The following is a 12,511-nucleotide window of genomic DNA, read 5'->3' as shown; positions in this document are numbered from 1 at the left end:
GCTCAGGAATAATTCTAATAGGTTACCTACCTACATCTTCTAAAAGCCAAGGATCTATGTCATCCTCATTACTTTTATGTAGGACCACCATATCTCCAGTGGTTTCAAAAATTACTGCTTTGACTTCTGAAAGCTTTACCACGTTTGCTTCTCTTAATTTGGATCTTAAATCGCCCTCTGTTACTCGTACTTTCTTTAGATTTTCTTTGAGAATGGTACTGCCATCCATCAGTAAGGTAGGTTGGTTGTCTATTAATTTTCTAAAGGGCTCATACCTACGCAAATATGCCGCAGCTAATTGAAGTCCGTACACCATCACTAAACCTATGGCACCCTCTGTTAAACTCACAGAATTAGTCAAAACCGTGGTGGCCACCATAGAACCCACAGATACCGTCATTGCAAAGTCAAAACTAGACATTTTTGAAAAACTTCTCTTTCCAAATAAACGAGTGTATAGAATGATGGCCAAGTAAATACCTATAGCAGAACAAACAATTAGGAACAAGGATTGCTTATCAATCGTTAAAAGCTTATTGATTGCAGAATTAGAAGAAATTTTTAAAGTACCATAAAGTATCATAAGAAGTTTTATTAGGTGGTTAGACTGTTTTTTTGAAATATTAAGACTACAAAATTAGGACTACGGATCAATTTCTATTGACTGTAATCCACAAATTGGGTGTTTTATTACGCTAGGGAATAGTTGCTGTAAATTCTCTGATAAGAGAATGATAAGCTATCTTTTATTGATGTAACAGGGTTCATTATTTAACGGAATGGGTTCATTAACCGTGTTGATTTAGCTTAAATTTATTTTCAATCTAGAGTGATGTGGTGCTATCTAAAATCAGATCACTCTCGGTATAACGAATAAACAATCTAAATACAGAAACATGAATCAAGATATAAACAACACCCTAAATGAGATTACTGAAATTCACTTATCCTTAAAAGAAGTTTATCAAAAACTTTCTGAAGAAGCTACGGGAGAACAACAAGAGCATTATAAGGCAAAACAAGAGCATTATGAGACCTTATCAAAAGAAATGATTCAGCTGATTTATAATTTAGGAGGAAAATACATTGAATGTAAGAACCCAACAGAGCATGAGTTAGAGGATCTTGTTGCTATGATTAGCAATAAAAAAGATACTGTATCACTTGAGAAGGTGGCAGAGAAAACGGATGAATTTAAAAAGATGGCGAGAGAAAAATATGATACCGTGCTCCACGAGCATCAATTTTCACAGGATGAAGAAGAATTACTCAAAAATCATATACATAAATTATAAACCCATTGTTGATCATTCTATGGAGTTAGAGGAAATCATAGGAACACTGGCAGGCATTTTTACAACAGGCGCTGCTGTGCCACAGATAATAAAGGCATGGCACACCAAAAAAGTTAATGATGTGTCTCCTTATATGTTTTTTGTTCTTATCATGGGTGTTTCACTTTGGACCCTCTATGGAATACTCCTTGAAGATGTGCCTATCATCATCACGAATGGTATTTCAACTTGTTTAAATGCGACAATGTTTTTATTAATAGTTAAGTATAAGCGTAAAGCTGTTTAATTAGAAAAATTTTATAAAAGAGAAAGCGTAGTTAGCACCATACTAACTACGCTTTCTTTTTTTGTATTCTAGCTGTCTGTATGGCTATGATACCAAACTACTCTTTTCTTGGATTGATTTGATGAAGTCTTCTACAACAATTTGGCTAGTTAGTTCACAAGACTGCAATCCAAAAGAGTAGGGTCTTAGTCCAGAGGTGTGGGTAAACGATAAATCATACAAATTAGGAACTTCATTTCCAGACACATCGATAAGTTTAAAATTGGTGGAAATATCAATACCGTTTAATTTTAGATACCAGCTTTTTTTATTTTTGATAAGATTAAATTGACGCTGTTCTCCAATCAGATCATACATTTTTTTTATGCTTGATACTTTGCTTCTTGCGGCACGTACTTTTCCGCTATGGACTAGAGATTGAAAAGGGAAATTCTTAAGTGAAATCGATTTTTGCCCGGAGCAAGTGATAAACTTTTTATAGCTTATCTTTTCATTCCCCACCTCTATACTAGTTTCCTTCTGGTTGCTTGTTTTTTGATCTAGAAGCTTTACAGCGCCTTTCTTTAAGCTTAGTTTCCCTCTTTTGTGTAGCGCAAGCATAATTTTAGCAGATTCTAAAGGCATGGCAGCTATGACATTTAATAAGAAAGGCATCACCTCTTTATGGAAGGTATAATGATCTTCGGCAGCTAAAAGTTCCGCATGAAAATTTAAGCTATACATCAAATCATCAATCACCTCTTTCCAATAAATGGGCTGCTCTTTTTTTATGGCGCTTTGCGCTTCTACAAGTTCTTTTTCCATACCCTTGAACGGATCTGGATATTCATGTTTTTCAGTCATAACCGCTATAAAATCTAGAAATCCAAAATCTTCGTTTTGTAAGTGGCTTACCACATCAAGCAAATCATCTTTAAATAACGCTTTGCGTAAGGCAGGCTTACATACTAAATTAAAGTAAGTATCTAAACCTAGAAATCCGTTTTCATCCAATAAATCGAGTAATACATTTTTTGTAACGTGCCTATAGACTTCTCGCATAGGCTCTTTTTGTTCGTATTGCAAATGAGGCAACCAGCCATTAAAATCATGCATTACTATGGTAAAGTGTTCCGTGTTTGCATCCGGAATGTATTCAATTTCGGCCCCTTGTTTTTCAAAATGACCATGTCTTCTAGAGAGGGAAGAGACCACATCAAAAGCGCTCAAAGAGGCACCTAAAATACCTACCGTATAATTATCATAAGTTCCTTTTTTTGGTAATACTTTAGTAATAGGCCAAGGCGATGCAAAATACCCTAGCTGCGTATTATCCTCGTTAATCCATTCATGACCTGAAGCAATAATGACACCATTACAGATAATACGGTCCTTATCTTGTATAACTAGCTCAAATTCTTGTGTCGTTTCTGAAGCTATGATATCAATAACTTCCGCATTGCATAATTCTACAACCCTGATGTTGGCGTTTTCTAAAAGGCTTTTGTAATGTTCGTATTCATTTTTAAAATACTTCCCTAAGACAAGCCGAGGATAAACGACGGTTTCAGAAATCTTGTCTGCATCTATTTGTAATGCTTCTAACGCTTCTTCAGGTTGCTCTTTTAACCAAGAGGCTAAAGATTGGCTCAAAAGTGGAATCTCTTCAGAGGAGATATTAGACATATTACACAACTCCGTATATTTCTCGGAATACGGCATGCCTATGCCTGCATTCGTTTCTTTTTCTGTGATATATATGGTAGTAATTTCTTTAGAAATTACCGTGCTATTATCGGCTATGTTTTTTAGAACGTAGAGGGCTGTTGGGCCACTACCTACGATACCTATGCTTTGTTTCATAGTGTTAATTTATGATGTAATAATTGACCATAAAATTAGTTTTTGATAGGCATTCTAATTAACTCAAACACCAAAAAGAAAAACCCTAAAACAAGGTAGGATACTAGATTATTTTAGGGTTTTAAAATATAAATAAAGTTCTTATAAGGTATATATTTGGCAGCAATATCCGGGAATAGTTAATTTACCAGTCCATTCTTGACCATCTGTTTCTTCTTGATAATGATTAATCCCTTGGATCTCCAAATCAGAAAAATCGGGATCGTAACCATTCCATGAACTGTTAAAACGCAACTTCCAATCGGAATTTTTTTCCAAACCAATTCCATAATTTTGGTAATCTATAGTACTAAAGTTCAAAATAACAAGAACAGGTTCTTTATGATCTCTATCTTCTCTAATATATGCCAGTATTTTGGTCTCATTATTGAAATGGACTATCTGAATTCCTTGATCTCTTAGCCCTGCGGTTCTATCATGTTTGCCTGTTCTTAAGCAAATTAAGTCTCGAACCAATTTCTGAATGCCTTTATGTTTTTCGAATTTACTCCAATCTAAAGCTTCCGTATCTTGAAAATATTCATCTTCAATAAATTCTTGTCCTTGAAACAGCATGGGTATCCCTGGTGCGGTTAAGGTTAAAGCTATTCCTAAGATAGCGCGTTTTTTAGCAAAAGCGCTCTCAGCATCTCCAGGCTGTATTTCTTCCGGAACTCTTGCTTTACCATTGGCCACCTCATCATGAGATTCTGTATATACAATTCTAGTAAAGACATCTGTACTATATTTAAATTCTAAAGCATCTATAATTTTTTGTAAATCTCTAGAAGTGTCATAAGGATCTTCTAGTACTTCTCTCACGGGGTGTACAAAATTCATATCCCATTGGCTTCCATAACCTAAGCCATTGTGTTCAATGGGGTCAGTCACGATATTATCTCCTTTTAAATCTTCTGCAATGGTGAGTATATGTGGGTATTTCTCTTGTAATTCCGCATTTATATCACGCATTAAAATATTCCCTTCTTCAATTTCAGTATCATAACCTAGTCCGCCACCCTCATAACGTATATAGGAAGTAGCATCCATTCGTAAGCCATCACATTTATATTTTTCAATCCACATCAAGGCATTATCCCGAAGGTATTGCCGCACTTCTGGTCTGCCATAATCAGGTCTAGTATCTCCCCATGGCGTAGCGCTCCTATGGTCGTTATAGAAATAAATACCTCCCTTATCTTCGCCCCAACCATCAAATTGCCATAAGTCTACATCGGAAGGTCCTAAATGGTTATATACCACATCTATAATTACCGCAATTCCTTTTTCATGAGCAGCTTTTACAAATCTTGCAAAAGCATCAGGACCTCCATAATCTTGTTCTATAGCAAACGGATGAGCAGGATTGTAGCCCCATGAAATACCTCCTGCAAATTCGGCAACTGGGAGTAACTCAATACAGTTTATCCCTAATTTTTGTAAATAGGGAAGTTTTTCTATCACACTATCAAAATCAGCCACTTCGTTAGGATCTTTTCTATTGAATGTACCTACATGCAATTCATAAATAACCAATTCATTCCAGTGGGCCATTTTAAAATTATCATCACCCCAATCAAAATTCAATGTTCTTACAATAGAGTTTCCTATACTACTAGTAACTTCAAAAGCATACGGGTCATTACGTTCATATTCTTTACCATTGGCATGGATAATATATTTATACTCGTCACCTTCTTTGACCGAATCAAAGGCTGCTGCCCAGTACCCATTTTCTTCTAAAGCGAGCGGCATGTTTGTCCGCTTCCAATCATTAAAAGAACCCATTACAAAAACTTTTTCAGCATTTGGAGCCCAGACTCTAAATGTTGTTTTACCATCTTTTAAAACAGCTCCCATTCCCTGAGATTTGTTAATGGTCATATCCATCTCTTTATATGCTAATTCAGCCATTTTTTTATATTTTTAAGTACTTGTTTTCTTCCATCTAAAGTAGTCTTAGTACCTTAGTATCAGTATCCCTAATAGATTTTTTGTTAACCCTAATTGCTTTGTGCCTTATTATTTTTAGGAGCTTTGCATGTGTTGCGATTGTGTTAAATCTTATATGGAATAGAGTATAGCAGCTCTAAAAAGGAATGTACTTTTCAGACCTTAAAAACAAAAGAACTAATGGGCATCAGTAAGTATACAAAAAGAGCAATTATTGGCGGGGTAATTTCTTTAGTGGCCATCATGACAGGAACCTTTTTATTAGGAGAGTTGAGTGGTTATGAAGCAAAAGTGTTAATTAAACATTCCTTATCAGGATTAAATATGCTTTGCAATACCATTGTGTTGGCTTCTGCTACTATTTTGGCCTTACTGTTAACGCTCTTGAGTATGAGTTCTGCCTCGAATACAAAACTGAAAAGAGATCATTATTTACATGTGCTACAGATTGCTAAAATAGATACCGCGGTTTTTATAATCGCTTTGATTTCGTTTTTAATCTTTAATCTTCCTATTACAGAATCTGATAATGTTCCGGATAATTGGTTTAATGCAATTTACTATGGGAGTTTGATTGTTTCTAGTATCTTAAGTTCAGCATTAATTGTTGTTGTGCTAATGCTGTATAATACCGTAGTAAATATTATAAGAATTGTAGGGCTAGGGGAGAAAGATCATCCGTTGACCATAAAAAAGGATACCACGGATAGCGAGGAGGAGTCGTAAAAAAAGAGAAAATTTCAACTTGGAGTATTGAAATTTTCTCTCTGTTCTTAAGTCCTTTTTTTAAGTAGTCATTAACCACCCACGACGATACCGCCATTGATGTGTAAAATCTGTCCTGTCATATAACTAGAGTCTTCTGCTGCTAAATACACATAAGCAGGAGCAACTTCCGATGGTTGTCCGCAACGACCTAAAGGCGTATTTTTTCCAAAATCTTCTATGCCTGTCATGGTAGCAGGAATTAAAGGTGTCCAAATAGGGCCTGGAGCTACACCATTTACAAGAATGCCTTTTGGTGCTAATTGTGCAGATAATGATCTTGTAAAAGAAGTAATAGCTCCTTTTGTGGAGGCATAATCTATAAGTTCATTATGACCCTTGTATCCGGTAACTGAAGTGGTATTGATAATTCTAGCCCCTTTTTCCATGTATTGGTACGCCTGTTGCGTCAGGTAAATCATAGATAAAATATTAGTTCTAAAGGTCTCTTCTAAGTGTTCAATAGAAATTGCAGAGAACTCTTCTTCTACATATTGTGTTGCGGCATTATTGACTAAAATATCAATTTTACCGTAGGTTTTTATCACAGTCTCTATAAGATCTTGGCAGTATGTAAAATCTTTAAGGTCGCCACTAATCTTGATACAGTTTTGGCCTTCTTTTTCTATCATATCGGCTGTTTCTTCCGCATCTTTACGCTCGTTTAGGTATGCTATAGCTATATCTGCGCCCTCTTTGGCATAATGTACCGCTATGGCGCGTCCAATACCGCTGTCGCCACCCGTGATTAAAGCTACTTTTCCTTTTAGTTTTCCACTACCTTTATAAGTAGATTTTATGATCTCAGGCTTTTCATTCATGGCCGATTCCAATCCTGGTCTTCCTATTTCTTGTGCATCTTTTTCTTTTAAATCCTTACCCATTAGTCCTAGTTTTAAGTGTTGAATTGTTATGTTGAGTGCTATCCATATATATGTGAATAGTCCCTACAAAGAAAAACTTGTTTATAGAAAATGATTGATGCTAATGCATGAAAAGTTACCCTAATCTCATCTAGAGTAGAAATTTATAGCAATAGTTAATAAGGAAATTATAAGTGTGATGCAGCTTATACTTTAAGGATAAAGTGCTCTCTCTGAAAGTTGCATAAGAAATCTGACCAGTTCATACTCAGAATTTTCTGCATACAGTTCTTTAAATCTTGAAATCGGTTAGGTTTAATTACATAAAGATTGGCCCCTTTTTCATAACAACATTGGATGTCTAGACCACTTGAAGAGGTAGAATACATAGCCACAATAACATTTTTCAGCGTTTTATGACTTCTAATAAGTTCTAAACATTCCGTACCATTCATGACCGGCATGTTTAAATCTAAAAATATAATATCGGGGATAATGTCACTATTGGCGTCGGAGAAGCATAGCGGTTCTTTGCCATTAGCGAATTCTCTCAACTCAAAATTTACGTCTAAACTTTCTAGTCCTTCTATAAAGAAAGATCTATCATCTTCATCGTCATCAACTAACCATAATATCAATTTTTTGTCAGTCATATACGCAATGAAATTTGTTTTATTGTAGTTGGTAAAATTAGTTTATTTTTCGATTGAGTCTTCCAAAAAAATAAAGATTATCGATTCTTAACTTTAAATTAATAAATAAAATTGATATTAGCACTATTATAAACAATAAATAATGATTTTATTTGGAGCGGATCACATGGACTATGAAGCATATTAGCAAAGATTTCATCGTATTGGGTTAATCTATCCGATAAAGCTATGGTAACTTTGTAGAAACAAAAAACAATAAATTATGTCATTGATAACAATACTATTAAATATATTTTTACCACCGTTAGCCGTTTTTTTAAAGCACGGTTTAGGAACTACTTTTCTGATAAGCGTCGTGTTGACCATTATTGGTTGGTTGCCAGGCGTGATACATGCGTTTATAGTTAATAAATAAAATTTTGAGTCGTTTAGTTGATGAACGCCACTGTGTAAACAGTGGCGTTTTTTGATTTCAAGCATCATCGAATCTTGCAATTGAGTTAATCATTCTTTTTTTTAAGGTAGTTCAAATTTTTACATTTATTTAGCTTTATCTCCGATTGAGGCCACTATTGGAAACACTTAAAACCCTAACACAATGGATGATAAAAGAACACCTACAGAAAAAGACAAACAATTAGAAAATTATAAGGTAGATTATACAGATAAGCCCTTAACCACACGGCAAGGTTTAAAAGTTAATGATACTAATAACTCCTTAAAAGCTGGGCCTAGAGGTGCCACTTTGCTTGAAGATTTTTTACTGAGAGAGAAAATCCACAATTTTGATCATGAGCGTATTCCGGAGCGCATCGTGCATGCTAGAGGTAGTGCTGCCCATGGATACTTTGAACTTTATGAAAGTATTGAAGAATATTCCAAAGCGGGTATTTTTACCGATACTCAACGAAAAACCCCTGTATTTGCACGTTTTTCTACGGTAGCCGGTTCTAAGGGTTCCACAGATTTAGCACGCGATGTGAGAGGTTTTGCCGTTAAGTTTTACACGGAAGAAGGTACATGGGATTTGGTAGGGAACAACATGCCTATTTTCTTTATTCAGGATGCCATGAAATTTCCAGATTTAATACATTCTGTGAAGCCAGAACCTAATAATGAAATTCCACAAGCAGCTTCCGCTCATGACACTTTTTATGATTTTGTGTCTTTAACTACAGAGACCCTACACAACCATATTTGGGTGATGAGTGATCGCGGAATTCCACGTAGCTTGCGAATGATGGAGGGCTTTGGGATACATACCTTTAGGCTGATTAATAAGGAAGGAAAAGCACATTTCGTAAAATTTCATTGGAAGCCAAAATTAGGAGTACATTCCGTTACTTGGGATGAAGCCGTAAAAATTAGTGGTGCAGATTCAGATTTTCACAGAAGAGATTTATGGGAAGCTATAGATGCTGGGCAGTTCCCAGAATGGGAATTAGGACTTCAAATAATTCCTGAAGAAGATGAGCACAAGTTCGATTTTGATTTATTAGATCCTACCAAGCTTATTCCGGAAGAAATGGTACCTGTGAAGATTATTGGGCGTATGGTTTTAAATAGAAATCCGGATAACTTTTTTGCGGAAACAGAACAGGTGGCATTTTTACCAGGTAATGTAGTTCCTGGAATAGACTTTACTAATGATCCTTTATTACAAGGGCGCCTTTTTTCTTACCGAGATACGCAACTATCGCGTTTAGGAAGTCATAATTTTCATCAGTTGCCCATTAATAAATCGGTAGCACCTGTACACAACAATCAAAGAGACGGACACATGCAAATGGAAATTCCGAAAGGAAATACCGCATATTTTCCAAATTCTTTAGGTGGCGGATGTCCCTATTTATCCTCGGTAGAAGAAGGCGGATTTGAATCCTACCAAGAACGCATAGATGCGCATAAAATACGCACCAGAAGTGAAAGCTTCAGTGACCATTTTTCGCAACCAGCATTGTTTTACCGAAGCTTAGCCTCTTGGGAGAAAAATCATGTGATTGATGCCTATTCTTTTGAGTTAGGGAAATGTACGCATGATCATATTAAATCACGTATGCTATGGATCATAGCTCAGATTGATGAAGCGCTTGCCAATGAAGTGGCCGATAACCTAGGGATGAAAGTGCCGGATGATATTGAAAGGCCTATCAACCAAGCTATTGGAGCCAATGCTAATGTGGAAGATCATCAACCTAAAAAGAAAAAAATATATTTAGAAGAGTCTCCTGAATTAAGTCAGGCACACACAAAATTTGATACGATAGCTACACGACAAATCGCATTTTTAGTTGCTGATGGTTTTCATATGAAAGATTTTGAAGCCATGAAGAAGGCATTAGAAGCAAAAAATGCAGTAGTAAAGCTTGTGGCGCCACACGGAGGCACGGTATTGTGTGATGAAAAAATGGAGCACAAAGTAGATGCTGCGATAATGACTACGGAAAGCGTATTGTTCGATGCCATTTATATTCCAGGCGGTAAAAAGTCTATAGACGCACTTTTAGCCAAATCAAAATTCACCAAATTTATTAATGAGGCTTTTAAACACTGTAAAGCTATTGCGGTGGCTCATGAAGGTGAAACGCTATTGGATGCTACTGCCGTTGTAGATTTTAAGAATGATGCTGCAGTATTCATCAATAAAGATCCTAAAGATTTTATTGCAGCCGTTGCAAAGCACCGTAATTGGGAGCGAATGGATGTCGCTGCAGAAATAGCAGTATAAATTATAATATAAGCCTAGAGAAATTCTTTCAAAATCTCTAGGCTTTTTTTATGCTTAAAAATTACTTTCTTCCGCCATTTTTACCACCCCAACCGTTAAAATTAAATTAGCAAAACGACGCTGTTCACCTGTTTGAATAATCAATGTAGTAGCAGGTTCTCTTATTTTATCATAGAAGGCCCAGCGTTCCATAGCCTCCCACGTTACATCTCCTAAAAGCTGCTTATAGGCATCATGTATTTCTGCGTTAGCTTCTGCAGGTTTTTCCATAACGATAGCCCCTTGAATAGGACATACTTCTAAAATACCTTCAAGAACCGTAAGCGCATCTAACAATCCCGGGCGAAAATTTAAATGTACCATAGTAGAATTAGGACCGGTCATAGCACCAACAGGCAAATTCCCATCTGCAATAACTACCTGAGCAAAATGCCCAGAACGTGCAAGCGCTTCCATTATTGTAGGGTGAATTACTGGTGTCTTTAGCATATATTTTATTTTTAAAAATGAATTAAGCAGAAAAGATACGCTGTGTCGTCGTTACTTGTCTTTTCTATTTTACAGGCCGTGTATTATGAAATACGGAGCTGTTATTGTCTATTACATATTATAGACACCACCATTGATGTCTAAAGTGGCACCAGTAATGAAACCATCAAATTCTGAAGCTAAGTAAATAACGGCTCTAGCCACATCGTCTGCATTTCCTGCACGTTGAATAGGAATGCCTGCCGTTGTTACTGCGGCAGATTCTTTTGTGGTATGTGTATTATGAAATGATGTTCCTAGAATAAGCCCAGGAGCAACTGCATTTACACGAGTACCTTGAGGTCCTAATTCTGCAGAAAGCGCACGCGTAAAGGTTAATATAGCTCCTTTACTAGTAGAATAAGCTAATGATCCAGGATGCCCACCTTTACGGCCGGCGAGTGATGCTAAATTTACCACACTACTCGCTTCATTTTTAGCTAGGTGAGGAGCAGCTGCTTTAGTAACAAACATCATAGAAGTAAGGTTAATATCCATTACTTTATGCCAAAATTCGGCTTCCATTTCGTTTAACATTCTACGCGCTACTAAAGATCCAGCGTTATTAATTAGGATATCTAAACTACCTAAGGCTTCTACTGTTTTAGCAACCAAGGCATTCGCATCTGCTTCTTTTGTCAAATCGCCACTGATAGCTATCGCTTTTTGCCCTTTGCTCGTTGCATATTCTGTCAATTGGTTAGCGGTTTCTGCACTAGAAAAATAATGGATAGCTACATTGGCTCCGCTATCAATAAAATGTTTTGTAATTGCCTCGCCAATACCTTGTGCGCCAGCAGTGATTAGAACATTTTTCCCAGATAATTTAGTACTGTTTTTCATATGTTTTAGCTTCTAGTAGAATTTATTTTTAGTATAAAACTTAAAAGAATCCTCAAGGTGAATCCTTTTTCGTTTTTTACAAATATAATATATAGCAAACTATTTGCAGAAAACCTACGAAAAGTACCGTATGCATCTCAAAATGTTATAGACTAATCAAGTAATAAGCTTCTAATGGTGAATGGCCTATTTTTCAGGGAATAATAAAAGCGACGCCGTTCTTACTTTTTAAAAATTTACGTTTTGATACTTCTAGAGAATATTTACCTCTTTACAATTTCGCTCTTTAACCTCTAAATAACCATTTTCGTACAACTTAGAAGTGACGCTAAAACAATCACCTCCTTTAAAACTATCGCTATACGCTTTAATGGCTTTTTTTATCACTTAAAATAATTTCAGTACCTTCTTGTATTTTTTTAAAATAGTCATCTATTTGTTGAAAGGTTTCCACTAATTTTTCTTGTTGTTGATGAATGGTTTCAGCGGGATCAATCTTTTCCTGATAGTAGTTTTTCGTTGCCACATATCCAATAATTAATCCTAGAATTATACTAAAAATAAAGACGGTAATTGATTTCATTTTTAGATTCGTTTATATAGTTTAAGGTTGCTATTGTTTAACTAGTTGCTGAACATTATTAGCATTTTTTTGCCTACTTAAGGATATGGCCCCTCGTAGTAGTATAGGCCTATCTTTTTATCCTACGGAGTAC

Annotated in this window: 13 protein-coding genes; 5 read left to right on the top strand and 8 right to left on the bottom strand. The window is 35.9% G+C overall.

Annotated elements, in window-relative coordinates:
* Window positions 1-22 precede the first annotated feature (22 nt).
* Window positions 23-583 carry a DUF421 domain-containing protein gene (locus BLQ19_RS14145; RefSeq protein ID WP_081688240.1) on the bottom strand — a complete coding sequence of 187 codons (561 nt, stop codon included), beginning with the start codon at window positions 581-583 and terminating at the stop codon, window positions 23-25.
* A 313-nt stretch (window positions 584-896) separates the two neighbouring features.
* Between BLQ19_RS14145 and BLQ19_RS14140 the strand changes: the two genes are divergently transcribed.
* Entirely contained in the window at window positions 897-1,295 is a 399-nt protein-coding gene (locus BLQ19_RS14140) for a hypothetical protein (protein WP_074538776.1), read from the top strand.
* Window positions 1,255-1,581, top strand: a complete 327-nt coding sequence (locus tag BLQ19_RS14135) for a SemiSWEET family sugar transporter (protein ID WP_254788382.1) — start codon at window positions 1,255-1,257, stop codon at window positions 1,579-1,581. The genes BLQ19_RS14140 and BLQ19_RS14135 overlap by 41 nt, the downstream gene beginning before the upstream one ends.
* A gap of 84 nt (window positions 1,582-1,665) precedes the next feature.
* Here the strand turns inward: BLQ19_RS14135 and BLQ19_RS14130 are convergent, their stop codons facing one another.
* Together BLQ19_RS14130 and BLQ19_RS14125 are read right to left on the bottom strand one after the other, a co-directional pair.
* Window positions 1,666-3,423 carry an FAD/NAD(P)-binding protein gene (locus BLQ19_RS14130; RefSeq protein WP_074538775.1) on the bottom strand — a complete coding sequence of 586 codons (1,758 nt, stop codon included), beginning with the start codon at window positions 3,421-3,423 and terminating at the stop codon, window positions 1,666-1,668.
* A 141-nt stretch (window positions 3,424-3,564) separates the two neighbouring features.
* Entirely contained in the window at window positions 3,565-5,376 is a 1,812-nt protein-coding gene (locus tag BLQ19_RS14125) for an alpha-amylase family glycosyl hydrolase (protein WP_083332254.1), read from the bottom strand.
* 219 nt (window positions 5,377-5,595) lie between these two features.
* On the opposite strand from BLQ19_RS14125, the gene BLQ19_RS14120 reads away from it, so the two are divergent.
* Complete coding sequence (locus tag BLQ19_RS14120; RefSeq protein WP_074538774.1) at window positions 5,596-6,141, top strand: hypothetical protein; 546 nt, start codon at window positions 5,596-5,598, stop codon at window positions 6,139-6,141.
* Window positions 6,142-6,212: 71 nt separating this feature from the next.
* Here BLQ19_RS14120 and BLQ19_RS14115 read toward each other — a convergent pair whose 3' ends face one another.
* Together BLQ19_RS14115 and BLQ19_RS14110 are read right to left on the bottom strand one after the other, a co-directional pair.
* Window positions 6,213-7,064, bottom strand: coding sequence for an SDR family oxidoreductase (locus BLQ19_RS14115; protein ID WP_024480729.1), 852 nt, complete (start codon window positions 7,062-7,064; stop codon window positions 6,213-6,215).
* Between the two features lie 185 nt (window positions 7,065-7,249).
* A complete protein-coding gene (locus tag BLQ19_RS14110) occupies window positions 7,250-7,696 on the bottom strand; it encodes a response regulator (protein WP_024480730.1) in 447 nt (148 codons plus the stop codon).
* A gap of 262 nt (window positions 7,697-7,958) precedes the next feature.
* Here BLQ19_RS14110 and BLQ19_RS14105 point away from each other — a divergent pair, with 262 nt between their 5' ends.
* Both BLQ19_RS14105 and BLQ19_RS14100 read left to right on the top strand, forming a co-directional pair.
* Window positions 7,959-8,111, top strand: coding sequence for a YqaE/Pmp3 family membrane protein (locus BLQ19_RS14105; protein ID WP_029446430.1), 153 nt, complete (start codon window positions 7,959-7,961; stop codon window positions 8,109-8,111).
* A 183-nt stretch (window positions 8,112-8,294) separates the two neighbouring features.
* Window positions 8,295-10,424: a catalase gene (locus BLQ19_RS14100; RefSeq protein ID WP_074538773.1), complete on the top strand. Its 2,130-nt coding sequence runs from the start codon at window positions 8,295-8,297 to the stop codon at window positions 10,422-10,424.
* Window positions 10,425-10,478: 54 nt separating this feature from the next.
* Here BLQ19_RS14100 and BLQ19_RS14095 read toward each other — a convergent pair whose 3' ends face one another.
* The 3 genes from BLQ19_RS14095 to BLQ19_RS14085 form a co-directional block, all read right to left on the bottom strand.
* A complete protein-coding gene (locus tag BLQ19_RS14095) occupies window positions 10,479-10,913 on the bottom strand; it encodes an RbsD/FucU domain-containing protein (protein ID WP_074538772.1) in 435 nt (144 codons plus the stop codon).
* A 111-nt stretch (window positions 10,914-11,024) separates the two neighbouring features.
* Window positions 11,025-11,795 (bottom strand): SDR family NAD(P)-dependent oxidoreductase, encoded by a 771-nt coding sequence (locus BLQ19_RS14090; protein WP_074538771.1) that lies wholly within the window; start codon window positions 11,793-11,795, stop codon window positions 11,025-11,027.
* A gap of 367 nt (window positions 11,796-12,162) precedes the next feature.
* On the bottom strand, window positions 12,163-12,378 hold the full coding sequence (locus BLQ19_RS14085; protein WP_024480734.1) for a hypothetical protein: 216 nt from the start codon (window positions 12,376-12,378) through the stop codon (window positions 12,163-12,165).
* Window positions 12,379-12,511: the final 133 nt, after the last annotated feature.

Origin of the sequence: Cellulophaga baltica (assembly GCF_900102165.1) — a bacterium.
Taxonomy (GTDB): domain Bacteria; phylum Bacteroidota; class Bacteroidia; order Flavobacteriales; family Flavobacteriaceae; genus Cellulophaga; species Cellulophaga baltica.
This window is presented reverse-complemented; position numbering and strand designations above follow the sequence as displayed.

What these genes read in the sequence shown, in the direction of transcription:
- BLQ19_RS14145 (WP_081688240.1), bottom strand. Translation starts at nt 583, where the DNA reads ATGATACTTTATGGTACTTTAAAAATTTCTTCTAATTCTGCAATCAAT.
- BLQ19_RS14140 (WP_074538776.1), top strand. Translation starts at nt 897, where the DNA reads ATGAATCAAGATATAAACAACACCCTAAATGAGATTACTGAAATTCAC.
- BLQ19_RS14135 (WP_254788382.1), top strand. Translation starts at nt 1,255, where the DNA reads ATGAAGAAGAATTACTCAAAAATCATATACATAAATTATAAACCCATT.
- BLQ19_RS14130 (WP_074538775.1), bottom strand. Translation starts at nt 3,423, where the DNA reads ATGAAACAAAGCATAGGTATCGTAGGTAGTGGCCCAACAGCCCTCTAC.
- BLQ19_RS14125 (WP_083332254.1), bottom strand. Translation starts at nt 5,376, where the DNA reads ATGGCTGAATTAGCATATAAAGAGATGGATATGACCATTAACAAATCT.
- BLQ19_RS14120 (WP_074538774.1), top strand. Translation starts at nt 5,596, where the DNA reads ATGGGCATCAGTAAGTATACAAAAAGAGCAATTATTGGCGGGGTAATT.
- BLQ19_RS14115 (WP_024480729.1), bottom strand. Translation starts at nt 7,064, where the DNA reads ATGGGTAAGGATTTAAAAGAAAAAGATGCACAAGAAATAGGAAGACCA.
- BLQ19_RS14110 (WP_024480730.1), bottom strand. Translation starts at nt 7,696, where the DNA reads ATGACTGACAAAAAATTGATATTATGGTTAGTTGATGACGATGAAGAT.
- BLQ19_RS14105 (WP_029446430.1), top strand. Translation starts at nt 7,959, where the DNA reads ATGTCATTGATAACAATACTATTAAATATATTTTTACCACCGTTAGCC.
- BLQ19_RS14100 (WP_074538773.1), top strand. Translation starts at nt 8,295, where the DNA reads ATGGATGATAAAAGAACACCTACAGAAAAAGACAAACAATTAGAAAAT.
- BLQ19_RS14095 (WP_074538772.1), bottom strand. Translation starts at nt 10,913, where the DNA reads ATGCTAAAGACACCAGTAATTCACCCTACAATAATGGAAGCGCTTGCA.
- BLQ19_RS14090 (WP_074538771.1), bottom strand. Translation starts at nt 11,795, where the DNA reads ATGAAAAACAGTACTAAATTATCTGGGAAAAATGTTCTAATCACTGCT.
- BLQ19_RS14085 (WP_024480734.1), bottom strand. Translation starts at nt 12,378, where the DNA reads ATGAAATCAATTACCGTCTTTATTTTTAGTATAATTCTAGGATTAATT.